Here is a 25,020-nt window from a genome sequence, read left to right on the forward strand (position 1 = left end):
ATGCCGCCATCCGGCAAACTCAGCGGCTCTGTTTACGTAGCAAATAGATAAAGTACGGCGCGCCAATAAAGCTTGAAAGCAGTCCCGCCGGGATCTGATACGGAAATAGCGCCATCCTGCCGCACCAGTCGGCAAAGACCAGTAAAACGCCCCCTGCCAGCGCCGAGATGACCATATGCGGCATCGTCCGGCGAAAACCGAGCATCCGCGCAATATGCGGCGCCATCAGTCCAACGAAACTCAGCGGCCCAATGGTCATCGTCGCAGTTGCCGTCAAACAAGCCGCCAACGCCAGCAGCGCGATACGCGACGGCGTAAGCGCCATGCCCACCGCGCGCGCGGCATCGCCGCCCAGTGGCAAAATCGTTAACCAGCGGCGACACAACGGCACAATTGCCAGCAAAATCACCATCACGATCGCGGTTCGCGTAACCTGCCCGCCAGTGGCGTTATAGGTAGATCCTGCGATCCAGGTCAACACTTCCGCCATCCGCGGGTCGCCGCTCGCCTGGAGCATCATTAGCAGCATGGTAAACGCGGTGCTGAGCGCCATCCCCGCCAGCAACATCCGTTGTGGCGAGAAACCGCCGCGTCCGGCGGCTAACATAATAATCAGCAGTGTCGCCGCCGCGCCCAGGCTTCCGGCGGGCAGTAGCCAACCGAAGGCATTCCCCGGCACCAAAAACAGCATCAACACCACGCCAAACGCGGCTCCGGAACTGATCCCCAGCACTTCCGGACTGGCCATTGGATTACCGGTCAGACGCTGAATAATGCAGCCCGCCACCGCCAGCATAACGCCCGCCATTAACGCCGCCAGTATCCGCGGCCAGCGCCACGGCATCAGTTCTTCAAGCAGCGTTCCGCTCGCCCACGTCCAGCCGTGCGCATCGCGACCAAAAGAGAGCGCGCCCCATGTTGCCAGCAGCAGGAGCACGCCACCGGCAACGGCAAAAGCGAGGACATGCCGACGTTCCGCCGCCACACGATCGCTGGCGTTCATATCCGGCGCGCTCATGCTTTTAAGCCGCGGCAGCAGCCACAGGAGCAGCGGCGCGCCGATTAACGCCGTCACTGAACCGGTGGAGACCTCCATCCATACGCGGGTGAGCCAAAGGATAATCTGATCGGATAGCCACAAAATAAGCGCCCCAATGAGCGGCGCCAGCATCAGGCGCGCCAGCAGACGTCTTGCGCCAAGCATTTTCGCCAGCAGCGGCGCAAACAGGCCGATAAAACCGATAATGCCCACCGCGTTGACTAGCAGCGCGCTCAACACAATCGCCAGCGACAGCGCCGCCAGACGCGCTAACGACAGCGCCAGACCCAGATTACGCGCAACGCCGTCATCCAGCCCCATCAGCGTCATAGGACGTAGCAACAATAATGTGAGTATCACACCGCCCAGCAACTGCGGCCACAGACGCTGCACGCCGCTCCAGTCGGTTTGCGTCAGCGTTCCGGTGCTCCATAAAAACATGCTTTGCAACTGATCGTGGTGGAAAATCACCAGTAACTGGTTGATGGCGCCACAATAGAGGCTAACCACCAGCCCGGCGAGGATCAGGGTCACTGGCGACAGACGTTTGCCCCACGCCACGCCGAACACCAGCGCGCCGACGATACAGGCTCCCGTCAGGGCGGCAAACTGCGTCGCCAGCGCGCCGGGAATCGCCCATAGCGTAGTCACCGTGATCCCCAATTGCGCGCCGGTCGCCACGCCCAGCGTGGTCGGTTCCGCCAGCGGGTTACGCAATACTTGCTGGAACAGGACGCCTACCAGCCCAAGCCCCGCGCCCACCAGCAGCGAAATCGCCAGTCTTGGCAGCAGGCTGTAATGAAAAATCATCTGCTCAATGATGTCGATATCCGGTGACCAGATAGCCTGTTGCCACTGACTGCGCGGTAGCGCAACGGAGAAGTTACCCCATGTCAGCCAGCAGGCGGCAACAAACAGCGCCAATAACAGCAACGCCGGATGGCGGCTTCGCCTTATCCGGCCTACAAAGCACCCGAACCGTAGGTCGGATAAGGCGTTTTTCGCGCCGCCATCCGGCATTTCACGTTTTCTGCTCACGCTTTGCCTCCCAACACGTTATCCAGGATGCGGACAAAATGCATCGTGGAGAGGGTCGCGCCATAGAACCAAACGGCGGGCACCCGGTGAAAGCGCCCGGCGCGGACAAACGGCATGGCCTGCCACAGCGGCGTTGCCATCAGCGCGTTCATATCGGTGCTATTCCCGTGATCGAAGCAGATCACATCCGCTTCTTTATACATCGCCAGCCGATCGATGCTGACCGCCGTACTGCCCCAAAAGTTGGTTTCACCCTGCCAGGCATTGACAATGCCATACTCGTCCAGCACCTCCTGGAACAGGCAATTCGGGCCGAGCACCAGCATATGCCGTGGATCGATAAGCGTCGTCATCAGTAACGGACGCCCCCCGCGGCGGATAAAATGCGGCTTCTGGCTGGCGATGAAGCGATCGTATTGCGCCAGATGTTTTTCTGCCGCAGCTTCCAGATTCAGCGTCTGCGCCAGTTCAACCAGCGAGCGTCGGGCCACCGCCAGCGGCTTTTTGCCGTCGCTAAAATCGAACCCGCGCCCCGGCGCGATCCGCGCCAATTTTTCCGGCGAGGATCCGTAACCTGCCGACCAGACCATAAACGACGGCTTCATCTCTGTCAGCAGTTCGAGATTGGGTTCAGTACGAAGACCCACATCAATCACCGAATCCGGCAACGGCGGTTCGCTAACCCACAGCTTATAATTTGGCACGTCCGCCACGCCATAAGGCGTAATACCGAGCGCCAGCAGCAGCTCAACCGGCAGCCACTCCAGCGCCACAATCCGGCGGGGATCGATAGCGGCAGCCTGCGCCGTATTCATTTGCCACAGCAGCGGCGAGAGCGCCATCGCCGTTAATAAACGGCGGCGAGTAAGAGGATATAAATCACGCATTAATACACAAAACTCACAGGTGCCGCGCCCGCTGGATGCGGAAGGATACCCATCGGGATACCGTAAATCTGCTCCAGCGTGTCACTGCGCATCAGTTCCGCAGGCGTTCCTTGCGCAATCATTTCACCGCCGCGTAGCGCGACTAAATAATCACAGTAGCGGGCCGCCATGTTGATATCGTGCAGCACCGCAACCACCGTCAGCCCGCGCTGCTGGCTTAAACGATGCACCAGCGCCAGCACGTCAACCTGATGGGCGATATCCAGCGCTGACGTCGGCTCATCCAGCAGCAGACAACGGCTGTCCTGCGCGACCAGCATGGCAATCCACGCGCGCTGGCGCTCGCCGCCGGAAAGACTGTCTACCAGACGATGCGCCAGCGGTTTTAAGCCGACCAGCGTAATCGCCTCGTCTACTTTTTCCCGGTCCGCGACGCCAAAGCGCCCCAGCGCGCCGTGCCACGGATAGCGGCCAATCGCTACCAGTTCGCGCACCGTCATTCCTTCCGCCTGCGGCAATTGTTGAGGCAGATAGGCAACTTTGCGGGCAAACGCCTTGCTGCTCCAGCTCGCCAGCGGCTGATTGTCGAGCAGAATATCCCCTTCGGAAGGCGGCTGATGGCGGCCCAGCATTTTTAACAGCGTGGATTTACCGGAACCATTATGGCCGATAAGTCCGGTGACGCGACCTGCGGGAAACGTTAACGAGAGAGGGTGTAAAAGCGTGCGGCCCGGCACACGAAAGGCGACGCTTCGCAGCGCAAAGGTGGTATCGGAATGAATGTGGTTTTCCTGCATCGCAGCCAACTTGTAAAACGGGCACGGCAAGCCGTGCCCAAAAAGAAATTAGAAACGGAAGGTTGCCGTTGCAACGACCTGACGTTCTGCGCCCCAGAAACAGCCGTAGGTCTGGAAGCAGCTGGCGACGTATTCGCGGTCGAGCAGATTATTAACGTTAACCGCAATGCTGGAGCCCGCCATACCAAAACGCGCCAGATCGTACTTGACGACCGCATCCATCACCGCTGCGCTGCCTACCTTGAAGCTATTGGCCGGATCGCCGTAACTGGAACCAATAAAACGACCGCCTGTTCCCAGCGTTAAACCTGACAACGGACCGTCGTTGAAGGTGTAATCGCCCCACAACGACGCCATGTGTTCAGGCACCTGCTCTGGCGTATTCCCTTTCAGATTAGTGTCTTTCGTGTATTCAGCATCAGTATAAGTGTAAGACGCCGTCATATTGATGTTAGCCGTCAATGCTGCTTTGGCTTCCAGCTCTACACCTCGCGCACGAATTTCGCCTGCCGGCACCTGCGCTAATGGGTTGGTTGGATCGGCGGTCAGGTTATTGGTTTTGGTCAGCTGATAAACGGCCCCCGTAACAACAACCGGCATGTCTTTCGGTACATATTTCACCCCTGCTTCATATTGCTCGCCTTTTGACGGCTTGTAAGAAACGCGTGGGGTGCTCCACAAATCGAAGGCGCTTGGCTCGAAAGATTGGCTATAGCTGAAGTAAGGTGAAATTCCATTATCGAATACGTAGTTTACGCCACCGCGCCAGGTGAACTGGTGGTCATTACGTTCAATATATCCTTCTGTCGGCGTAGTGGAATTCTGACGCACCGTTGTCGCTTGTTTAGACCAGTCATAGCGGCCGCCGAGAGTAAATACCCACTTATTCCATTCCGCCTGATCCTGAACATAGAGGCCTGTTTGTTTACTTTCGTTCATCTGGTACGGCTCAGCGCCGCCGAAAGCAAAGTATTCAGGATGGTAATTGTTATAGAGATCGATTGACGGCGCGCTACCAAACGTCGCGTTAATATCATTACGCATACGCATGAAATCGACACCCGTCAGCAACGTATGATCAATATCGCCGGTCGCGAATTTACTTTCCAGTTGTGTATCTACGCTGAAATTCTGTAAACGCTCGTTGTCAACGATAGTACCGCGGTTAAGCGTATGGCCGTCCGCCGCAATCCCCGTGCCATAGACGCTTTTTTGCGCGGTTTTCATTTCGACAAAACGTAAATTCTGGCGCACGGTAAAAGTGTCGTTGAAGCCATGCTCGAAACTGTATCCCACCATTTTCTCGTTACGAGAATAGGTGTTGTTTGACGCCCCTTCGTTGAAATCCGTTGGCAGACGTTTACCATTCGGTAATGGTTCAACCGTTCCCTCTTTCGGCAGCCAGCCGTAGTAGCCGGTCTCTGGTTCGTTCTGGAAATAAGAAAGGAACGTAAAATTCGTTTTCTCATCCGGACGCCAGGTAAAAGAGGGCGCAATCGCATAGCGCTGCGACTCAGAGCTCTTTTGCTGTTCGTTTGTCGAACGCGCCAGTCCCGTCAGACGATATGAGAACTCACCGTTGTCATCCAGGGAATCACTAAAATCAAAACCGGTCTGGAACAAATTGTCCGTCCCCATTTTGAATTGAATTTCTTTCAGCGGCTCAGTAGTCGGCCGCTTGCTAACCATCGAAATGATACCGCCCGGGTTGCTCTTACCGTAGAGAACGGACGTTGGGCCACGCATCAACTCAACACGCTCAAGCATGTAGGGATCAATAACCGCATCGTTGTAGAAGTTACCCTGCAATTTCAGGCCATCCAGATAGTTATTCTGGCTCAGGCCGACGGAAGAGAAGCCACGGATAATCACGAAGTCATAGGTATTGGAAGCGCCGCGGCTGCTTACCGTTACGCCCGGCGTGTAACCCAACGCTTCTTTTACTGACTGGAATTGATGCATCTGCATCTCTTCGTTAGTGACCACCGAAACCGACTGTGGCGTTTTTTCGATAGGTGTATCAGTTTTGGTGGTGGTGGCGGAACGCTTCGCGGCAATGGTCGGAGCCGGCCCCCAGGCACTTTCCTGCGCGGCAGGCGCTGCGGTTACGGTAATGGTTTCTTCTTTCGGTTGAACCGCCGCCTGTGCATAGACAGACATGCCGCTAACCGCTGTGGCTACTACAACTGCGATTTTACGCAGTGAGGAGTTTGGCTGAGCAGTTTTAAGACGCGCCATTGGTATATCTCTGATGAAAGTGAATGATAACGTAAACGATAATTATTATTATAACCGCAGCATGATAGGCGAAATATCGTCGCAATGGCAAGCGATACGCGGCCCTACGAAAACTAAGGGGTTAAGAAACAACCAGATGAAAAGGAAGGGTTAATAAATTAGACTGAAATGTTATTTATAGGGGATTTGCCGGATGGCGACGTAAGCATCTTATTCGGCCTACGTCGCGCGTAATGGAGTCGTAACGGTGTAGACCGGGTAAGCACAGCGCCACCCGGCACTATTACCGTGATTAATTGCCGCCGAACATCTCCTTAATCCAGCCGGCAACGCCGTCGCTCTTCTCTTCTTTCGGCGGCTGTTGCTGCGCAGGCTGTTGCGGCTGAGACGACTGATCGAACGGATTGCCTGACGGCTGCTGTTGCTGCATCATCTCGCCCTGCTGGCACAGCGTATTTGGATCGTCCGTCCAGACCGGCAGAGTGCGCATACCGCCGCTACAGACAAAATTACCGTCGTAATCAACGCCCATATCCACCACATCTTCCGGCGGCGTCAGAACTAAAGGCGTCGGCGTCTGGTTCGCCAGATAGCGCTGGTAAATCGCCATCGCGCCGCTGGCACCGTACAATTTCGTCGGCTGGTTGTTATCACGGCCTACCCAGGTGATAGTCACCTGGCTGCCGTCGATACCGGCAAACCAGGTATCGACATTGTTGTTTGTCGTCCCGGTTTTACCCGCCAGATGCAGACCCGGATATTTCGCGCCAAGCTGACGCCCCGTACCACGCTGGACGACCTGCTGCATTGTCCATAGCGTCAGGTAAGCCGCCTGTGCCGGTACAGCGCGTTCAGCTTGCGGATAACTTTGGTACAGCACCTTACCATCTTCCGCAATCACCGAACGCAGCGCTGATAACGGCGCGCGATTTCCGCCGCTGGCGATAGTCTGGAACGCCTGCGCCACTTCGATCGGCGTCAGGTTCAGCGCCCCTAACAGCATCGCCGGAACCGGATTGAGCTGATCTTTCGGCACGCCGAGCTTCGTCCAGGTATCGGTTACCGCCGGTAAACCTAACGCCATCCCCAGATTGACCGTCGGTACGTTCATTGAGCGAGTTAACGCATCCACCAGCATCACTTTCCCGCTTTCGCTGTAGCGACGATCGTCGTTCTGCGGCGACCAGACCTGACCATTCGGCTGGCGCAGCGAAATCGGCGCATCGGCAATCCAGGTGTTCAGACGGTATAAGTTCGGCTGACTTAACGCGGTCAGATAGGTCGCCGGTTTCGCCAGCGACCCGATGGAACGGCGCGCCTGCATGGCACGGTTATAGCCGGCATACTGCGGCTCCGCCCCGCCAACCATCGCGCGCACCTCGCCGCTAAAGCGATCCACCACCACCATCGCGGTTTCCAGATCGCTCAATTTACGCTGCTTCTTCAACGCCGGAATGCCTTCGACAACGGCTTTTTCTGCGGCATCCTGCGCCACGGAGTCAAAGGTGGTGAAGATCTTCACGCCGGAGAGATCTTTAATTTTATCCCCCAGCTTCGCCTGCAGTTCCTGACGAACCATCTGCATAAACGCTGGCTGCGGTGAAATAACGCCGCCGCGCGGCTGTACGCCAAGCGGACGCGCGCTCAGCATGTCATAGAGTTCCTGATCGATGATTTTCTGCTGCTGTAACAGGCGTAGCACCAGGTTACGACGCTCCAGCGCCAGTTTCGGGTTGCGCCACGGGTTATAAATCGACGCCCCTTTTACCATCCCCACCAGTAACGCCTGCTGATCGAGGCTCAGTTCCTCTACCGGACGACCAAAGTAATACAGGCTCGCCAGCGGAAAACCGCGAATTTCATTGTCCCCGCTTTGACCGAGGTAGACCTCGTTCATGTACAGCTCAAGAATACGATCTTTACTGTAACGGGCATCCATGATCAGCGCCATGTAGGCTTCATTCGCTTTACGCCAGTATGATCTTTCGCTGGAGAGGAACAGGTTCTTCACCAGCTGCTGGGTCAGCGTACTGGCCCCCTGCACCGTGCGTCCCGCCGTCAGGTTGGCCAGCACCGCACGCCCGATAGAGTAAAGACTAATGCCATCATGCTCATAGAAATGACGATCTTCCGTCGCCAACAGCGTATCGACCAGCAGATCCGGGAAACCGCTGCGCGGGACGAATAAACGCTGCTCGCCATTTGGCGAAGAAAGCATGGTGATAAGCCGCGGATCGAGACGGAAGAAGCCAAACTGGCGGTTGTTATCCAGATTGACGATGGTTTCCAGACGCCCGTCACTGAACGTCAGCCGCGCGCGCACCTGCCCTTCTTTGCTGTCCGGGAAGTCAAACGGACGACGGATCATCTCAATGCTATTGGCCTGCACGGTAAATTCGCCGGGACGGGTCATCTTCGTCACCAGACGATACTGCGTCGCTTCCAGCAATTTCACCATCTCGTTTTTGCTGACAGGCATGTCTGGCTCAAGGTTCACCATCCGGCCATATACCGCCGCCGGAAGCTGCCAGACCTTGCCATCAATACGGCTGCGGATTTTTTGATCCAGATAGACGCCGTAAATGGCGAACAGCACCACAAAAACGATAAACAGTTTTAGCAATAGCCACAGCCAGCCGCGCTTGCCACGAGGCTTACGCCCTTTGCCCTTACCTTTACGCGGCATCGGTTCTTCATCCTCATAGTCATCATCATAATCGTCGTCATGCTGCCGACGACGGCTCACCTTTTGTTTCACAGGACGTGACGGTTTCCCCTTACGTCCAATCGGCTCGCGGTCATTCCCCGCCATGCTTTTTCTCCGCAACATACAGGCGCAAAGGCCCGATTCTCTATTCTTCCGCCAGACGACAGAAGAAGAAATCTCTCAATTTGCCCTTTTGCCGGATGGCGATTAACGCCTTATCCGGCCTGGAGGCAACGTATAACACGTCACGAATACTTCTTCGTGCGCCGCGTTGGGGCCGTATTCGCCGGATCGTCCGGCCAGACATGTTTGGGGTAACGGCCCTTCATCTCTTTTTGCACTTCGCGATACGCCCCCTGCCAGAAAGCGCTTAAATCGCGCGTAATCTGTAGCGGTCGCTGCGCTGGCGAAAGCAGTTCCAGCACCAGCGGCACGCGGCCCTGAGCGATGGTTGGGGTCTTCGCTTCGCCAAACATTTCCTGCATTCTGACCGCCAGCGCGGGCGGGTTATCTTCATGATAACGAATCGTTATTCGGCTTCCCGTCGGCACAGTGTAATGCCCAGGCAGTTCACTATCCAGACGTTGCAGCATGGCATAGTCAAGCAGTCCCCGTAACGCCTGAGTCACATTCAGAGATTTCAGACTCCGTAACGACTGTACGCCTGTCATGTGCGGCAGCAACCAGTTTTCCAGAGTCGCCAGCAGCGACGCCTCATCCACGGCAGGCCAGTCATATTCCGGCAGCCATTTCGCCGCACAGTGTAGACGCAGACGGAACTGCTCCGCTTCCGGCGTCCAGTTAAGGACGGCCAGACCTTTATCGCGGATGCCGTTCAGCATCGCCTGATGAAGCTCCTCTTCAGACGGCTTCGCCAGTGGCTGAACGCTAACCGTCAACTGTCCAATACGCATTCTGCGCCACGCTTTCAACGTTCCCTGCGCTTCGTCCCATTCAACCGTGTCAGACTGGCGTAGTAAATCAGGACACGACTGAATCAGCGAGGCAATATCCAGCGGCTGCGCCAACAATATTCGGGCGTCCGGCGAGGCGCTACCTTGCAGCAACAGCGGCGCGATCAGCCATTCATGACGTCCCAACGCGTCATCCGCATCTAGCATCGCGCCCATACCATTGGCTAACTGATAGCGCCCTTCCTGACCACGACGCCGCGCGATGCGGTCGCTAAATGCTCTGGCCAACAGCGGCATAATAAGCGCGCTATCCGGCTCGCCATTACGCACCTGCAGCCGTTTTAAAAGCTGCTGGCTACGCTGCTGCCAGCCCGGCTGTCGCCGCGAAAATAGCCCGCTTAAATCCGTACCGCCGCCGCGCGGCGGGTCCTCAAGGATGGCCGCGAGCATGGCGGCGGTGGTGGCGCTATCGCCCTCGCCGGCGTTGACTAACATCGCCGCCAGACGCGGATCGTTACCCATTGCCGCCATTTTCCGCCCCCGCGCGCTTAATCGCTCGCCCTCCAGCGCGCCTAACATCAATAATAAACGGCGGGCGGCCTGAAGATTCACCTCCGGCGGCCTGTCCAGCCAGAAAAGCGATGCCGGATCGTGACATCCCCACTGCAACACCTCCATCAACAAACCGGAGAGGTCGCTGTGTAAGATTTCCGGATCGCTTTGCGCCGCCGCCCGCTCCGCCTGTTCTTTTGCCAGCAGATGTAAACAGATACCCGGCGCCAGTCGTCCGGCGCGCCCCGCGCGCTGCGTCATTGACGCCTGACTGATACGCTGCGTAACCAGCCGCGTCAGTCCCGTTCGCGCATCGAATCGCGCCACGCGCTCCTGAGCGCTATCGACGACCAGACGAATCCCTTCAATCGTCAAACTGGTTTCGGCAATGTTAGTCGCCAACACCACTTTACGCATCCCGGCGGGGGCGGGAACAATCGCTTTGCGTTGCGCTTCCAGAGACAATGCGCCATACAGCGGACAAAGCAGGACATCACTCCCTACCCGCGACGCCAGATGTTCATGAACGCGCTGTATTTCGCCTACGCCGGGTAAAAATAGCAGCAGCGAACCGTTTTCATGGCGCAGCAGTTCCGCTGTCGCCATCGCGACGGCTTCATCAAAACGCAAATGCGCCGCAAGCGGTTGATAACGTCGCTCCACCGAGAACGCGCGCCCCTCCGAGACGATCGTCGGCGCATCAGGCAGTCGCTGACAGAGCCTGTCGTTATCCAGCGTCGCTGACATGATTAACAGCCTGAGATCGTCACGAAGCCCTTGCTGGATATCCAGCAACAGCGCCAACGCTAAATCCGCCTGTAAACTGCGCTCATGAAACTCATCCAGTATCACCAGCCCCACGCCGCGTAATTCGGGATCGCGCTGAATCATTCTGGTCAATACGCCTTCTGTCACTACTTCCAGCCGGGTACGCGGCCCCACGCAGCTTTGCGCGCGCATCCGGTAGCCTACCGTTTCGCCAGGCTTTTCATTCAACGCTTCCGCCAGACGCTGCGCGACATTACGCGCCGCCAGACGACGCGGTTCAAGCAGGAGGATTTTTCCAGCAACCGGACCTTGTTGCAGGAGTTGCAACGGCAGCCAGGTGGATTTCCCCGCCCCGGTAGGCGCGGACAACAAAACCTGCGGCGCGGTTTTTAGGGCTGTCAACAATTCAGGCAATACGGCGGCAACGGGCAATGACGTCACAAACGGCTCCACGGGGTTAACTTTCTTTGCGCCGCATTGTAGCATCGTGTTAATCCATAACCGAGTATCCCTATGTCTGAGCCAAAACGGCTGTTTTTTGCGATTGACTTACCCGACGACGCGCGCACGCAAATTATCGCCTGGCGCGCCGCTCATTTTGCGTCTGAAGACGGACGCCCCGTGGCAGCGGCGAACCTGCACCTGACGCTGGCCTTTTTAGGCGACGTCAGTAACGATAAGCAGCGCGCGCTTGCGCAACTGGCCGGACGAATTCGCCAGCCGGGCTTTACGCTACATCTGGATGACGCCGGTCAGTGGCTGCGTTCACGCGTGGTGTGGCTGGGGATGCGCCATCCGCCGCGCGGGTTGTTGCAGTTGGCTAATATGCTGCGCGCGCAGGCCGCCCGCAGCGGTTGTTACCAAAGCCCGCAGCCTTTTCACCCGCATATTACGCTGCTGCGCGACGCCAGCCATACGGTGGCTATCCCGCCGCCGGGCTTTTGCTGGTCATTTCCGGTTACGTCATTTGCGCTTTACGCCTCTTCGTATGGGCAAGGCCGTACCCGCTATGCCGAGCTGCAGCGCTGGACGCTGGGCGAATAATAATGAAGGAATGTCGATGCTATTCTCCCCCCCTTTACAACGCGCTACGTTGATTCAGCGCTATAAACGTTTTTTAGCCGATGTGATCACCCCTGACGGTACGACGCTTACGCTGCACTGTCCTAATACCGGCGCGATGACCGGCTGCGCCACGCCAGGCGATACCGTCTGGTATTCGACATCAGAAAATACTAAACGCAAATATCCGCATACCTGGGAATTGACTGAAACGCAATCCGGCGCATTCATTTGCGTGAATACGCTGCGGGCGAACCAGCTAACGAAAGAAGCGATTCAGGAGAATCGCCTGCCGGCGCTGGCGGGGTACAATATTCTGAAAAGTGAAGTCAAATATGGCGCCGAGCGCAGCCGTATAGATTTTATGTTACAGGCAGATTTCCGCCCGGACTGCTATATTGAAGTGAAATCGGTCACGTTAGCGGAAAAAGAAAACGGTTATTTTCCCGACGCCATCACCGAACGAGGGCAAAAACATCTTCGGGAGTTGATGGGCGTTGCGGCGGCAGGTCATCGCGCGGTGGTGGTGTTCGCGGTGCTGCACTCCGCCATTACACGTTTTTCACCCGCACGTCATATCGATATAAAATACGCGCAGCTATTGAGCGAGGCTCAGAATAAAGGCGTGGAAGTTTTAGCTTATAAAGCAGAACTTTCAGCCCAAAAAATGGAACTGAACGAACCAGTACCCATAACGTTGTAGTGGAATAACAGCCTGATTATTAAGTATTCTGGCCGCGTGCGTAAATACGCTTTTCCTCACAGGGTTGTCAAGTGTTACGTTTAGATAATTGCTATCCGGAAAAGCATCTGCTATTTATAGCGACCTGATTTTCCCCCGAACATGGGGATCGATAGTGCGTGTTAAGGAGAAGCAACATGCAAGAAGGGCAAAACCGTAAAACATCGTCCCTGAGTATTCTCGCCATCGCTGGGGTGGAGCCGTACCAGGAGAAACCGGGCGAAGAGTATATGAACGAAGCCCAGCTATCGCACTTCAAGCGTATTCTTGAAGCATGGCGTAATCAACTCCGGGATGAAGTCGATCGCACTGTGACGCACATGCAGGACGAAGCCGCCAACTTCCCCGATCCGGTCGATCGCGCCGCGCAGGAAGAGGAGTTTAGCCTGGAGTTACGTAATCGTGACCGTGAGCGCAAACTGATCAAAAAGATCGAGAAGACGCTGAAGAAAGTGGAAGATGAAGACTTCGGTTATTGCGAGTCCTGCGGGGTGGAGATTGGTATCCGCCGCCTGGAAGCGCGTCCAACAGCCGATCTGTGCATCGACTGCAAAACGCTGGCTGAAATTCGCGAAAAACAGATGGCGGGTTAATCCCGTTCGTTTCTACCCTATTTATGACAGGCGGGAGTTTTCCCGCCTTATTCTTTATTGCCCGCAGCATGACTGACTCACACTATATTGGCCGTTTCGCGCCGTCGCCATCCGGCGAACTGCATTTCGGCTCGTTAATCGCCGCCCTCGGCAGCTATCTACAAGCCCGTGCGCAACGCGGAATTTGGCGCGTTCGTATAGAGGATATCGACCCCCCACGTGAAGTTCCCGGTGCCGCAGCGACCATTCTGCGCCAGCTGGAACATTACGGCCTGCACTGGGATGGCGAGGTCTTATGGCAATCACAGCGTCATGAGGCTTATCGCGAGGCGCTGGCCTGGCTTCACGAGCAGGGACTGAGCTACTACTGCACTTGCCCCCGCTCGCGCATTCAACGTCTGGGCGGTATTTACGACGGCCATTGCCGGACGTTATACCACGGGCCGGAGAATGCCGCCGTCAGAATTAAACAGCAGCATCCGGTGATGCGTTTCCATGATGCCTTGCGCGGCGACATCCAGGCTGACCCACAGCTGGCGAGCGAAGATTTTATTATCCACCGCCGCGACGGACTGTTTGCTTATAATCTGGCCGTGGTGGTCGACGATCATTTTCAGGGGGTGACGGAGATCGTCCGCGGCGCAGATTTAATCGAACCCACTGTCCGACAACTTTCTCTGTATAAACAGTTTGGCTGGCGTGCGCCTGGTTACGTGCACCTTCCGCTGGCGCTCAACGAACAAGGCGCTAAACTTTCCAAGCAAAATCATGCCCCTGCGCTTGCGACAGGCGATCCGCGCCCAGTACTGGTCCAGGCATTGCGCTTTTTAGGCCAACGCGACGTCGTAGCGTGGCAGGAGATGTCTGTTGAGGAGTTGCTGCGCTTTGCGGTGGAGCACTGGAGGCTTGCAGCCGTACCCACATCGGCTAATGTAAATCCGGCATTCTCAAATGCGTCTCGCTGAGCTATGATTAGCCGCTATTTTTGCTCATCGTCTTTCGCATTGCTGCGGCGTTAATGATGCTTACAGCCCAGGTCGCGTTGTTCTCTTACGCCCGTCTGCCGTAATGCGAAAGACATAGAGTAAGTTGATCTTATTAATGTATGACACTACCGAGGTGCGCTATTTTTACCCGAGTCGCTAATTTTTGCCGTAAGGTGTTAAGCCGCGAGGAGAGCGAGGCAGAACAAGCCGTCGCCCGTCCACATATGACGATTATCCCGCGTGAACAGCACGCTATCTCCCGCAAAGATATCAGTGAAAATGCCCTCAAGGTACTGTACAGGCTGAACAAAGCGGGCTATGAAGCCTACCTGGTCGGCGGCGGCGTCCGCGATCTTCTGCTCGGCAAAAAGCCGAAGGATTTCGACGTGACCACCAACGCAACACCGGATCAGGTACGGAAATTATTCCGCAATTGCCGTCTGGTGGGGCGTCGTTTCCGCCTGGCTCACGTGATGTTTGGCCCGGAAATTATCGAAGTGGCAACGTTTCGTGGTCATCATGAAGGCAGTGAAAGCGACCGTACGACCTCCCAGCGTGGGCAAAACGGTATGCTGCTGCGCGATAATATCTTCGGCTCTATCGAAGAAGATGCCCAGCGCCGCGATTTCACCATCAACAGCCTTTACTACAGCGTGGCGGATTTTACCGTGCGCGATTACGTCGGCGGGATGCAGGATCTGCAAGAAGGCGTGATTCGCCTGATCGGCAATCCGGAAACGCGCTACCGCGAAGATCCGGTTCGAATGCTGCGCGCCGTGCGTTTCGCTGCGAAGCTCAATATGCGTATCAGCCCTGAAACGGCTGAGCCAATCCCGCGTCTGGCAACCTTGCTAAACGACATTCCTCCCGCGCGCCTGTTCGAAGAGTCGCTGAAGCTGTTGCAGGCGGGGAACGGTTTTGAAACCTATCAACAACTGCGGGAATACCACCTCTTCCAGCCGTTGTTTCCTACCATTACGCGTTATTTCACCGAAAACGGCGACAGCGCAATGGAACGCATCATTGCGCTGGTGTTGAAGAATACGGATAACCGCATCCGTAACGAAATGCGCGTTAATCCGGCATTTTTGTTTGCCGCCATGTTCTGGTATCCGCTGCTGGAAATGGCGCAAAAAATCGCTCAGGAGAGCGGTCTGGCCTATTACGACGCTTTCGCGCTGGCCATGAATGACGTGCTGGATGAAGCCTGCCGTTCGCTGGCGATCCCGAAACGTCTGACCACGCTTACCCGTGATATTTGGCAGCTTCAGTTACGGATGTCCCGTCGTCAGGGCAAACGCGCCTGGAAGCTGATGGAACATCCCAAATTCCGCGCCGCGTTTGATTTGCTGGAGCTGCGCGCTCAGGTGGAAAATAATACTGAGCTGCAACGTCTGGCGCAGTGGTGGGCCGAGTTTCAGGCTTCCGCGCCGCCGGAACAAAAAGGAATGCTCAACGAGCTGGACGACGATCCTGCTCCACGCCGCCGCCGTTCACGTCCGCGCAAACGCGCGCCGCGCCGCGAGGGCACCGTATGACGATCGCGTATATCGCGCTTGGCAGTAATCTGGCCTCTCCTCTGGAGCAGGTTAATGCCGCCCTGAAGGCTATCGCCAACATTCCCGATAGCCGTATCGTCGCGGTTTCTTCGTTTTACCGCACGCCGCCGCTTGGCCCACAGGATCAGCCCGATTACCTGAACGCCGCGGTGGCGCTGGATACCGCCCTCGCCCCCGAAGAATTGCTTAACCATACCCAGCGCATTGAGCTGCAACAGGGCCGGGTGCGCAAAGCGGAACGCTGGGGGCCGCGCACGCTGGACCTCGACATTATGCTGTTTGGCGATGAAGTGATTAACACCGACCGTCTGACGGTTCCGCACTACGACATGAAAAACCGCGGTTTTATGCTGTGGCCGCTGTTTGAGATCGCTCCAAAACTGCGCTTCCCCGACGATGGCGTCGCGCTGACGCAGCTTGTTCATCAACATACCCCCGCACCAGCATACTGGTAATTTTTAATTAATATTATTTTTAAGAAACCTGTATTATTACTTCGCTCACTAATTAATGGAATAAATCCAATCGTTATTTTCACTTAAAAGATTGTTTAGCAAAAATGAATGTCATTTATATGTAAAATTATTAAATTGATTCAGTGAATTCATTAACATCCCTCTCCCCCTAAAGCCGCTTTTTTTGCGGATTTAATGTACTATCTTGTTTTTAAACATCATTAAAAAACATATAAGCCTAATCAGCATTTTTGCTTTTGAAAAAAAAATTCACCACAAATATCGTTTAAACAAACATATAATATTTCGTTATTTTACATAATGAAATATACGCATAAAATGTGCCGTCCCTCTTTAATCTTATTGAAGTGGTACATTTATCTCATTTTGTAAGGATGCAAGTATGAAAAAAGTTCTCCTGGCGACAGCCGTATTTATGGCTTTAGGCTCTTCTTCCGTTATGGCTGTCGAAGGTGGTCGTATTAATTTTGAAGGTCTGGTCAGCGCTGAAACCTGTAAAAAAGTCGTCAGCTCCGCTGTTGGTAATAGCAATATCGACGGTACGGTTACTCTGAAAACCGCACACGTTAGCGATGTTACCGCAGAAGTTCAAAACAGCACCGCAGGCGTAAACGCAGAAGATTTCTCCATCATTATCGACTGCTCCGATGCTGGCGCAGGCCTGGTGAAATCACATCTGACGATGTCCTCCTCTTTTAGCAATACGAAGGGCACCCTGGATAACGACGAAACGCTGACCCGCAGCGGTATCGAGGCGGCGAAAGCGGTTGATATCGCGGTTCACCATGTTGACGATGCCAACGCTCTCTCGCTGGTGAAAATCAACGATCCTTCTAACACGATGGAAGAAAGCTTTACCAACGGTATCGCAACCTACAACTTTAAAGCGTCTTACGTGAAATCGTCTGATGCAGGTGCCAGCGTGACAACCGGTCTGGTCTCCACCAATGCGATTTATACCTTTACTTACGAGTAATAGTCGCCTCTCAGATTGCTGACAACGCTATTGGTGCTGTTTAATGTTGGACTGCGTCTTGCCCCATAAAACCAATAACTCAATGAATATAAATGAGTTAATTTTTACGGGTTAAATAAAACCCAACATTTATTCAGCTTCGGTGTTTGTCATCAGTCTCGCTGTCTTTAACAGACAGTATTACAGACGATGCACATTGCAGGGTAGTAGCAAATTTCGGCGCTACTTACCCTGTTTCGGATATTCAATACAGCAAGGACGGCTTATGTCTCACTCTTTAAAGTTTACTTTGTCTGCTATCGCTCTGACCGGGGCATTATTTAGCTCTGCCAGCCAGGCCGATATTATTATTTCTGGCACGCGTATTATTTATGATGCAAATAAAAAAGATGTCAGCGTGCGTCTGGAAAATAAAGGTAAAAGCCCATTATTAGTTCAGAACTGGATAGATCTCGGCAATGATAATGCCGAGCCGGGCAGTATTAAAGCGCCCTTCGCCGCCACGCCGCCGGTATCACGAATAGAACCTAAGCGCGGGCAGTCGATAAAAATTATGTATACCGCCACAGAATCGCTACCGAAAGATCGCGAAAGCGTTTTCTGGTTCAACGTGCTGGAAGTTCCACCGAAGGCAAATACCAACCAGGAAGAAAATAAGAATTTGCTCCAGTTGGCGTTTCGCACCCGCATCAAACTATTTTATCGCCCGACGGGTTTACCGGGCGCCCCGGCAGAAGCGGCAAAACAGCTGAAATGGCAGGTCGCCAGCGAACAGGGCCATGCCGTTCTTCGCGCCGATAACCCGACTCCGTATTACGTCTCCTTTAACTCTGCCACCTACACCAGCGGCGGAAAACGCTATGACGTCGACGCGACCATGGTTGCCCCCTTTGGCAAAGCCGCCTTCACGGTGAAAGGACTGCAAAACGCCAGCGCAGGCAAACTGGAATTCCAGTCCATTAATGACTACGGCGGCATCATCGCTGGCTCAGCTTCACTGTAATGACGTTATCACAAAGCAGGATGAAAAAGACGGTGCAAAACGTTTCCACAACCAGGACCATGCCAAAAAAGACGTTGCTCGCGATGTGCTGTGCGTTGTTTTACAGTCAGCCCGGCCTGGCTGCGGACATCGTTGAATACGACAGCACATTTCTGATGGGCGATGGCGCTACGTCTATTGATGTCAGCCGCTATTCTAATGGCAACCCCACGCCAGCGGGAACGTACACCGTGAGAGTGTTTGTCAATGAGAAGGCCGTCGCCAGCCAGACCATCCCGTTTATCGACATCGGCAAAAAAAGCGCCGAGGCCTGCCTGACCATGAAAAATCTGGCGCAGCTACACATTAAGTCGCCGCAAAACGTCGGCGAAAAAGCCATTTTGAAGAAAGGCGACGACGAGAGCAGCGATTGCTTAAACCTGCCAGCGCTGATTGAACAATCCAGCGTGACGTTTGATATGGGCGACCAGCGCCTGGATATCGTCGTGCCTCAGGCATGGATTAACAAAAGTTATGACGGCTATGTGGAACCGTCGCTATGGGAAAACGGAATCCCGGCCGCGCTCCTCTCCTACAACATTAACGGCTATCACAATACCAATCACGGTGTCGATAACGACAATATGTACGCCGCTTTCAATACCGGTATTAACCTCGGAGCATGGCGTTTTCGCGCCAACGGTAACTATAACTGGAACAATAACAGCGGCAGTAACTTCGATTTTCAGAACCGCTACATCCAGCGCGATCTCACTGCGCTGCGCTCGCAACTGATGTTAGGCGAGGCGTACACCACTGGCGAGACTTTCGACTCGGTCAGCATTCGCGGGGTGCGTCTGTACAGTGACTCCCGTATGCTACCGTCACAGCTTGCCAACTACGCCCCTGTGATCCGCGGCGTCGCCAATACCAACGCCAAAGTCACCATTACCCAGGGCGGCTACAAAATTTATGAATCAACGGTGCCGCCAGGTCCGTTCGAGATTAACGATCTCAGCCCTTCTGGCTACGGGAGCGACCTCATCGTCACTATCGAAGAGGCCGACGGCAGCAAGCGTACCTTTAGCCAGCCCTTCTCCTCGGTAATGCAGATGCAAAAACCCGGCGTCGGGCGCTGGGATGTCAGCGCCGGGGAAGTGAATGACGACGATCTTCACGATAATCCGTATGTCGCGCAGGGTACCTACTATTACGGTTTGAACAACTATCTGACCGCCTATACTGGCGTTCAGGCTACCGATAATCACTACCTGGCGGGGTTGCTCGGCATGGGCCTCAACACGCCGTTTGGCGCCATCGCGCTGGACGTCACCCACTCCCGCACGGAGATCCCTGACGATAAAACCTATCAGGGGCAGAGCTACCGCTTAACGTGGAACAAGCTGATTGAAGCCACTGATACCTCGTTTAACGTGGCGGCCTACCGCTATTCAACCCAGAATTATCTGGGGCTGAACGATGCGCTTCAGTTGATCGACGAAGCGAAATATGGGGATGACGACCAGCGCAACACCATGAATAACTTTGCGCGCCTGAAAAACCAGATCACCCTCAGCATCAGCCAGCCGTTACAGTATGGCGAAACGGATTACGGTTCCTTTTATCTCTCAGGCTCCTGGACCGATTACTGGGCGACGGGCGACAGCCGCAGCGATTATACGCTGGGCTACGGCAAAGGCTTCTCATGGGGCAGCATGAGCGTCAACCTGCAACGCACCTGGGATGAAGACGGTAAAAAAGATGATTCGCTCTATATCAACCTGAGTATTCCGCTCGCCAACCTGCTTGGCGGGGAGAGTCGCCGTTCCGGTTTTAACACCCTCTCCACGCAGATGCGGACGGACTTTAACGGTGGCCATAACCTGAGCATGAACAGCAGCGGTAGCAGCAAAGACAATATGCTGAACTATAGCGTAAATACGGGTTATACCATGCAGAAAGAGGGCAAGAGCATCTCTGATATCGGCGGCTATGCCAGCTATCAATCCCCGTGGGGAGATATTTCGGCCTCAGCCTCTGCCAATAACGATAGCAGCCGACAATATTCGCTCGCGACAAACGGGGGCTTTGTCCTGCATGGCGGCGGCCTGACATTCACTAACGATAACTTCGGTAATAGCGATGCCATCGTGCTGGTAAAAGCCCCCGGTGCGAAAGGCGCACGCATCAATGGTGGCAACAGCACCATCGATCGCTGGGGCTACGGCGCGACAAACTCGCTTTCCGCCTACAGAGAAAACCTGGTCAATGTCGATATCGACACACTGGAAAACGACGTTGAGCTTAAGAGCACCAGCGCAACTCTGGTGCCGCGCGATGGCGCGGTGGTCTTAGCCAGTTTTGAAACCGACCAGGGACGCTCGGTCATTCTTAACATGTCCCGCAATGACGGCAAAGCTCTGCCGTTTGGCGCAGAAATCTACGAGAACGATGTGCAGATCGGCAACATGGGCCAGGGCGGACAGGCTTTTGTTCGCGGTATCAGCGATGCGGGCGAACTCTCAGTACGTTGGTTTGAAGAAAACCAGCCAGTAACTTGTTCAGCAACCTTTGCGTTGCCTGCAACGCAACAAACGGTAGGGTCCAGCCAGACCTTACTGTTAGACCACGTAACCTGTCGTGTTAATAACCTTAAATCAAATGGAATAGACAATGAGAAGGAATAAGCACCTTTTAGCAGCCTCTGTGCTCGCGATGATATTTCCACTGACCAGTCAGGCGGAAGATATCAACGTTGACTTTACCGCTACCGTGCTGGCCACGACGTGCAGCATGTCGATTGCGGCGTTAGATGGCTCGAACGTATCGGGTGATGCTACCAGCGGCTATACGCTGAATGTCGGCGATGTCGGGTTGGATAAAATCATAAAAAAATCAGCGGAATCGCAGAAAAACTTTAAGTTTGTGGCGAAAGATTGCAGTGCCGCCCTGACGAAAATTACCACCGCACTCGGCAGCTCTGCGGATGCCAGCGGCAACTTTATTAAAAACCAGTCTGCGGCGTCCGATGCGGCCAGCAATATTGGTATGGGCTTTAAGCGTAAGAGCACCACCGATGAAACCTATTTCACGCCAGGCTCCGGTTCAATTACCTGGACTGACGACGAGCGCACAGCAAACGAAGTAGAGATGACGGTTGCGCTGCGTGAACTGACCGACGGCGCGGGTACCATGGGTGCCTTCAGCTCTACCGCTACGTTTAACTTCACTTATCAATAACAGGGACGATGATAATGAAAAAGCAAGTATTGCGCGGCGTAATCTTAGGCGCACTGGCGACCATGACCGCGGGCGTATCAACAATGGCGCAGGCCGATGGCACCGCCAGCCTGGACTTAACGGTAAATGCCAACATCACGGCGGGAACCTGCTCCGCATCGGTGCTGGACGGTGAAACCGCCACCGATACTATCGCATTTGGCAACGTCTACATTTCGGAAGTTTTTGCCAAAACAAAAGTCAAAAGCTTTAAACTGCGCTTCAGTGACTGCGCGGGATTAAAAGATAAAAAAGCCTCTTTGGTCATTGCGCCAAGAGATGCAGGTTGCGCAGGCAGCGATTCGACTAACGCAGAATTTGCCAACGCCTCCACAGCGACGTCTAAAGCACAGAGAACCGCTGTTGAACTCTGGACAACAGATACCCCGGAAGGTTCTAACAGCGTCCAGTTCCACTGCCGTAACAAAAATGCGCAAGAGATTGATCTGAGCAGTGCAAGTTCAACCACACCGGTTGATTATCCGTTAAGCGCTCGCATGGTGCCGGTTACCGGTTATGCAATCACTGCGCTAACAGCAGGTGACTTCTATTCCCCCACCACCTTCACCATCACTTACCAGTAATGGTGATACCAATGAGACGTTTGCGCAGACTCATGCTCGCCACGTTATTTTCAGGGCTGGCAACAGCCCTGTTTATCGCGCCGCTGTATGCCGACACCAACGTGGATTTTACCGCCACCGTGCAGAAAGATACCTGCCAGATTGAAATTGACGGTAATGGTACAGTCAGTTTAGCGACCGTCGGGCCGAGTTACTTTGCCGATGGCATCACGGCGGAAACGGACTACGGGGGCGGCAAGGAATTTCTGATTAAGTTGATAAGCTGCCCGGTTAGCGGCGGCGCAATCACGAACGTCACGTTTAACTTCTTACCACAGAGCGGGCAGTTCGTTACCGGTAATAAGCAGGTGTTTGCCAATGATTTAGCGACCAGCACAGACGGTGCCTCCAACGTCGGCGTAGTGATTTTTACCACCGAGTCACCCCGCCATAACGTTCTGAACACCGATGGCTCCTCGCGGGCAACCTTTGCCGCGACGACATACAGCGATACCTCATGGACGTTTTATGCCCGGATGCAGAAAGTCCTCAGTAACGACGTGGTCGTCCCCGGCAAACTCAGCAGCCGCGTGCTGGTAAATGTTGAATACGAATAACGTGAGGACCAGTTAACTATTATGATAACAAAATGCGTTCACCGACTGATGCTATTAAACACTCAGAGACTAAAGAGTGTCGTTAAAATCATATCATTATTACTGTTATCTTTCGTTTCTTTTGTGACGCCTTCGTATGGCTGGTCACTATATGTAGGCCAATATACAAAGAATGAAGGGGGAAACGTATGGGGAGCGATGCAGGATTTTACAAAATCCTATGCGCCCAAAAACATGCTTAATCCAATAGCTATTCATAACGGCTCAGGGCTGCGTGAAATCTCCGTATCGAATGATGCGACAGAACTCGACCCCGGTACTGGGCTAAGTTGTAACAAAGATGGCGATAACCATGTCCTGACACTGTATCATGGCTACAAGAACTCCGGTAAAACCTACAACGGTAATATGTTATGGGAAACTAATACTCCTGGTATGTACATGGGTATCGAAGTCACCAGCATCAACTTTGGCGGCCAATACTGGAATGAAAAATTCTGGGTAAACTGGAGCAACGGAGAAACGTCCGGCGCAAAAAAATTTGATTTAACAAATATCATGCCAAAGGATGGTCGTTTCGAACTCTGTCAGAGGCCAACCAACTGGACCTATTTTGGATTAGGCGGTATTGTTCTGTGGGTTAAATATCATTTGTATATTGATGACTCTTTTAATCCTGCCGGAGCAACTTCGTTATCTGTCTCGCTACGAAAAGAACAATCGTATGATTATCAATTTGCTTCATCACCAGCCTTCTCAGGCTCATATAATGTATATTACAATATAGCACCAAATCAGTTGACGATTAACTATCCTACCTGCCAGGCCAATGCGGTCACAGGCGATGGGGTAACAAATTCAACGGTTCCATTTGGGGAACAGAATGCCAAAGACATTTCGGCGAATACCATTAACCGCAAATTTTCCATAAAGCTCAGTAATTGCGCTTACGTTAAAGAATTGAATGTTACGTTAAGTTCTGCAACGGTAGGAGGGCAGGATAACACCTTGCTCGGTAATACACTTACCGGCAGTGAGGCGGCTGGTGGTATCGGTGTCATGATCGAAGGGGAGAAAAATCCAAACAGTCCTGCTGACTGGACCTTACTTAAGCCAAACATCAGCAGTTCTATTTATTCTTTTACTAATTCCCCGGATTACGAAAATAGCGAAATTGGGAATGCTGAGCAGGTAATGAATTTCCAGGCGACCCTGAAACAGGATGGTAACAAAGCGATAACCCCAGGAAAATTCAAAGCTACGGGTAAATTCACCATTACTTATCCCTGATGTTTATTCCGGCAGACCTCCTCTGCCGGTTTTTCCTTTCCCACAAAGCGCTAACACTTTCTTCGATCATTCCCCTACAATGCGGCCATTCTATTCATCAATATTATGGCCGGAGAGGTTATGAGCAAACCCACCACTATCTCACTGCTGCAAAAATGCAAACAGGAAAAGAAGCGCTTCGCGACAATCACCGCCTACGACTATAGCTTTGCCAAACTGTTCGCCGATGAAGGCATCAACGTGATGCTGGTGGGCGACTCCCTGGGCATGACAATTCAGGGGCACGACTCCACCCTGCCGGTCACCGTGGAAGATATCGCCTACCATACCCGCGCCGTTCGCCGTGGCGCGCCGAACTGCCTGCTGCTCTCCGACCTGCCGTTTATGGCTTATGCCACGCCGGAACAGGCGTTTGAAAACGCGGCCATCGTGATGCGCGCCGGGGCCAATATGGTCAAGATCGAAGGCGGCGCATGGCTGGTTGATACGGTGAAAATGCTCACTGAACGCGCCGTGCCGGTGTGCGGCCATCTGGGGCTGACGCCGCAGTCGGTGAATATCTTCGGCGGCTATAAAATTCAGGGGCGCGGCGACGCAGGGCAAGTGCTGCTGGATGATGCGCTGGCCTTAGAAGCCGCTGGCGCGCAGTTGCTGGTGCTGGAGTGCGTGCCGGTTGAACTGGCGAAGCGCGTGACCGAAGCGCTGTCGATTCCGGTGATCGGCATCGGCGCGGGCAACGTTACCGACGGGCAGATCCTGGTAATGCACGACGCGTTCGGCATCACCGGCGGCCATATCCCTAAATTTGCGAAAAATTTCCTCGCTGAAACGGGCGACATGCGCGCGGCTGTACGGCAGTATATAGCTGAAGTGGAGTCCGGCGTTTATCCGGGCGAAGAACACAGCTTTCACTAATTTTTCTAACCGTGCCGGATGGCGACGCGACGCGTCTTAT

General features: G+C 54.2%; 20 protein-coding genes. 14 read left to right on the forward strand and 6 right to left on the reverse strand.

Features of this window, described 5'->3' with window-relative positions:
* Positions 1-19 precede the first annotated feature (19 nt).
* From fhuB to hrpB, 6 genes are all read right to left on the reverse strand, one after another.
* Positions 20-2,059: a Fe(3+)-hydroxamate ABC transporter permease FhuB gene (fhuB, locus tag J4645_RS13585; protein WP_023214794.1), complete on the reverse strand. Its 2,040-nt coding sequence runs from the start codon at positions 2,057-2,059 to the stop codon at positions 20-22.
* 14 nt (positions 2,060-2,073) lie between these two features.
* Positions 2,074-2,964, reverse strand: a complete 891-nt coding sequence (fhuD, locus tag J4645_RS13590) for a Fe(3+)-hydroxamate ABC transporter substrate-binding protein FhuD (RefSeq protein WP_208208981.1) — start codon at positions 2,962-2,964, stop codon at positions 2,074-2,076.
* Positions 2,964-3,761, reverse strand: coding sequence for a Fe3+-hydroxamate ABC transporter ATP-binding protein FhuC (fhuC, locus tag J4645_RS13595; protein ID WP_001157204.1), 798 nt, complete (start codon positions 3,759-3,761; stop codon positions 2,964-2,966). Before fhuC ends, fhuD begins: the two co-directional genes overlap by 1 nt.
* 48 nt (positions 3,762-3,809) lie before the next feature.
* The gene (fhuA, locus tag J4645_RS13600; RefSeq protein ID WP_000113219.1) at positions 3,810-5,999 is read right to left on the reverse strand and encodes a ferrichrome porin FhuA; all 2,190 of its coding nucleotides are present in this window, start codon (positions 5,997-5,999) and stop codon (positions 3,810-3,812) included.
* 292 nt (positions 6,000-6,291) lie between these two features.
* Complete coding sequence (gene mrcB / locus J4645_RS13605; RefSeq protein WP_000918126.1) at positions 6,292-8,811, reverse strand: bifunctional glycosyl transferase/transpeptidase; 2,520 nt, start codon at positions 8,809-8,811, stop codon at positions 6,292-6,294.
* Positions 8,812-8,951: 140 nt separating this feature from the next.
* On the reverse strand, positions 8,952-11,381 hold the full coding sequence (gene hrpB, locus J4645_RS13610) for an ATP-dependent helicase HrpB (protein WP_023376910.1): 2,430 nt from the start codon (positions 11,379-11,381) through the stop codon (positions 8,952-8,954).
* A 72-nt stretch (positions 11,382-11,453) separates the two neighbouring features.
* On the opposite strand from hrpB, the gene thpR reads away from it, so the two are divergent.
* The 14 genes from thpR to panB all read left to right on the forward strand — a co-directional run bounded on the left by thpR (position 11,454) and on the right by panB (position 24,980).
* On the forward strand, positions 11,454-11,984 hold the full coding sequence (thpR, locus tag J4645_RS13615; RefSeq protein ID WP_001294185.1) for an RNA 2',3'-cyclic phosphodiesterase: 531 nt from the start codon (positions 11,454-11,456) through the stop codon (positions 11,982-11,984).
* Between the two features lie 16 nt (positions 11,985-12,000).
* The gene (sfsA, locus tag J4645_RS13620; protein ID WP_000899412.1) at positions 12,001-12,705 is read left to right on the forward strand and encodes a DNA/RNA nuclease SfsA; all 705 of its coding nucleotides are present in this window, start codon (positions 12,001-12,003) and stop codon (positions 12,703-12,705) included.
* Between the two features lie 176 nt (positions 12,706-12,881).
* On the forward strand, positions 12,882-13,337 hold the full coding sequence (gene dksA / locus J4645_RS13625; RefSeq protein ID WP_001155232.1) for an RNA polymerase-binding protein DksA: 456 nt from the start codon (positions 12,882-12,884) through the stop codon (positions 13,335-13,337).
* A gap of 68 nt (positions 13,338-13,405) precedes the next feature.
* Positions 13,406-14,302, forward strand: a complete 897-nt coding sequence (gene gluQRS / locus J4645_RS13630) for a tRNA glutamyl-Q(34) synthetase GluQRS (protein WP_001549989.1) — start codon at positions 13,406-13,408, stop codon at positions 14,300-14,302.
* 161 nt (positions 14,303-14,463) lie between these two features.
* The gene (gene pcnB, locus J4645_RS13635) at positions 14,464-15,861 is read left to right on the forward strand and encodes a polynucleotide adenylyltransferase PcnB (protein WP_204100804.1); all 1,398 of its coding nucleotides are present in this window, start codon (positions 14,464-14,466) and stop codon (positions 15,859-15,861) included.
* Positions 15,858-16,337, forward strand: coding sequence for a 2-amino-4-hydroxy-6-hydroxymethyldihydropteridine diphosphokinase (gene folK, locus J4645_RS13640; protein ID WP_000150780.1), 480 nt, complete (start codon positions 15,858-15,860; stop codon positions 16,335-16,337). The genes pcnB and folK overlap by 4 nt, the downstream gene beginning before the upstream one ends.
* Before the next feature lie 403 nt (positions 16,338-16,740).
* Positions 16,741-17,334, forward strand: coding sequence for a fimbrial protein (locus J4645_RS13645; protein WP_000756783.1), 594 nt, complete (start codon positions 16,741-16,743; stop codon positions 17,332-17,334).
* Positions 17,335-17,599: 265 nt separating this feature from the next.
* Positions 17,600-18,337: a fimbrial chaperone gene (locus J4645_RS13650; RefSeq protein ID WP_000019793.1), complete on the forward strand. Its 738-nt coding sequence runs from the start codon at positions 17,600-17,602 to the stop codon at positions 18,335-18,337.
* A gap of 59 nt (positions 18,338-18,396) precedes the next feature.
* Positions 18,397-21,003 carry an outer membrane usher protein gene (locus tag J4645_RS13655; RefSeq protein ID WP_023212433.1) on the forward strand — a complete coding sequence of 869 codons (2,607 nt, stop codon included), beginning with the start codon at positions 18,397-18,399 and terminating at the stop codon, positions 21,001-21,003.
* Positions 20,990-21,556, forward strand: a complete 567-nt coding sequence (locus J4645_RS13660; RefSeq protein ID WP_001549988.1) for a fimbrial protein — start codon at positions 20,990-20,992, stop codon at positions 21,554-21,556. Before J4645_RS13655 ends, J4645_RS13660 begins: the two co-directional genes overlap by 14 nt.
* Positions 21,557-21,570: 14 nt before the next feature.
* Positions 21,571-22,179, forward strand: a complete 609-nt coding sequence (staE, locus tag J4645_RS13665) for a fimbrial protein StaE (protein ID WP_000745164.1) — start codon at positions 21,571-21,573, stop codon at positions 22,177-22,179.
* A gap of 11 nt (positions 22,180-22,190) precedes the next feature.
* Positions 22,191-22,775, forward strand: coding sequence for a fimbrial-like protein (locus tag J4645_RS13670; RefSeq protein ID WP_023892065.1), 585 nt, complete (start codon positions 22,191-22,193; stop codon positions 22,773-22,775).
* 21 nt (positions 22,776-22,796) lie between these two features.
* The gene (locus tag J4645_RS13675) at positions 22,797-24,065 is read left to right on the forward strand and encodes a fimbrial-like adhesin (protein WP_071667759.1); all 1,269 of its coding nucleotides are present in this window, start codon (positions 22,797-22,799) and stop codon (positions 24,063-24,065) included.
* Positions 24,066-24,185: 120 nt separating this feature from the next.
* The gene (gene panB / locus J4645_RS13680) at positions 24,186-24,980 is read left to right on the forward strand and encodes a 3-methyl-2-oxobutanoate hydroxymethyltransferase (protein ID WP_000043005.1); all 795 of its coding nucleotides are present in this window, start codon (positions 24,186-24,188) and stop codon (positions 24,978-24,980) included.
* Positions 24,981-25,020: the final 40 nt, after the last annotated feature.

It is taken from the genome of Salmonella sp. 32082101201600294FB01SM01 (genome assembly GCF_017572865.1).
GTDB classification, from domain to species: Bacteria; Pseudomonadota; Gammaproteobacteria; order Enterobacterales; family Enterobacteriaceae; genus Salmonella; species Salmonella enterica.

What these genes read in the sequence shown, in the direction of transcription:
- fhuB (WP_023214794.1), bottom strand. Translation starts at nt 2,059, where the DNA reads ATGCCGGATGGCGGCGCGAAAAACGCCTTATCCGACCTACGGTTCGGG.
- fhuD (WP_208208981.1), bottom strand. Translation starts at nt 2,964, where the DNA reads ATGCGTGATTTATATCCTCTTACTCGCCGCCGTTTATTAACGGCGATG.
- fhuC (WP_001157204.1), bottom strand. Translation starts at nt 3,761, where the DNA reads ATGCAGGAAAACCACATTCATTCCGATACCACCTTTGCGCTGCGAAGC.
- fhuA (WP_000113219.1), bottom strand. Translation starts at nt 5,999, where the DNA reads ATGGCGCGTCTTAAAACTGCTCAGCCAAACTCCTCACTGCGTAAAATC.
- mrcB (WP_000918126.1), bottom strand. Translation starts at nt 8,811, where the DNA reads ATGGCGGGGAATGACCGCGAGCCGATTGGACGTAAGGGGAAACCGTCA.
- thpR (WP_001294185.1), top strand. Translation starts at nt 11,454, where the DNA reads ATGTCTGAGCCAAAACGGCTGTTTTTTGCGATTGACTTACCCGACGAC.
- sfsA (WP_000899412.1), top strand. Translation starts at nt 12,001, where the DNA reads ATGCTATTCTCCCCCCCTTTACAACGCGCTACGTTGATTCAGCGCTAT.
- dksA (WP_001155232.1), top strand. Translation starts at nt 12,882, where the DNA reads ATGCAAGAAGGGCAAAACCGTAAAACATCGTCCCTGAGTATTCTCGCC.
- gluQRS (WP_001549989.1), top strand. Translation starts at nt 13,406, where the DNA reads ATGACTGACTCACACTATATTGGCCGTTTCGCGCCGTCGCCATCCGGC.
- folK (WP_000150780.1), top strand. Translation starts at nt 15,858, where the DNA reads ATGACGATCGCGTATATCGCGCTTGGCAGTAATCTGGCCTCTCCTCTG.
- J4645_RS13645 (WP_000756783.1), top strand. Translation starts at nt 16,741, where the DNA reads ATGAAAAAAGTTCTCCTGGCGACAGCCGTATTTATGGCTTTAGGCTCT.
- J4645_RS13650 (WP_000019793.1), top strand. Translation starts at nt 17,600, where the DNA reads ATGTCTCACTCTTTAAAGTTTACTTTGTCTGCTATCGCTCTGACCGGG.
- J4645_RS13655 (WP_023212433.1), top strand. Translation starts at nt 18,397, where the DNA reads ATGCCAAAAAAGACGTTGCTCGCGATGTGCTGTGCGTTGTTTTACAGT.
- J4645_RS13660 (WP_001549988.1), top strand. Translation starts at nt 20,990, where the DNA reads ATGAGAAGGAATAAGCACCTTTTAGCAGCCTCTGTGCTCGCGATGATA.
- staE (WP_000745164.1), top strand. Translation starts at nt 21,571, where the DNA reads ATGAAAAAGCAAGTATTGCGCGGCGTAATCTTAGGCGCACTGGCGACC.
- J4645_RS13670 (WP_023892065.1), top strand. Translation starts at nt 22,191, where the DNA reads ATGAGACGTTTGCGCAGACTCATGCTCGCCACGTTATTTTCAGGGCTG.
- J4645_RS13675 (WP_071667759.1), top strand. Translation starts at nt 22,797, where the DNA reads ATGATAACAAAATGCGTTCACCGACTGATGCTATTAAACACTCAGAGA.
- panB (WP_000043005.1), top strand. Translation starts at nt 24,186, where the DNA reads ATGAGCAAACCCACCACTATCTCACTGCTGCAAAAATGCAAACAGGAA.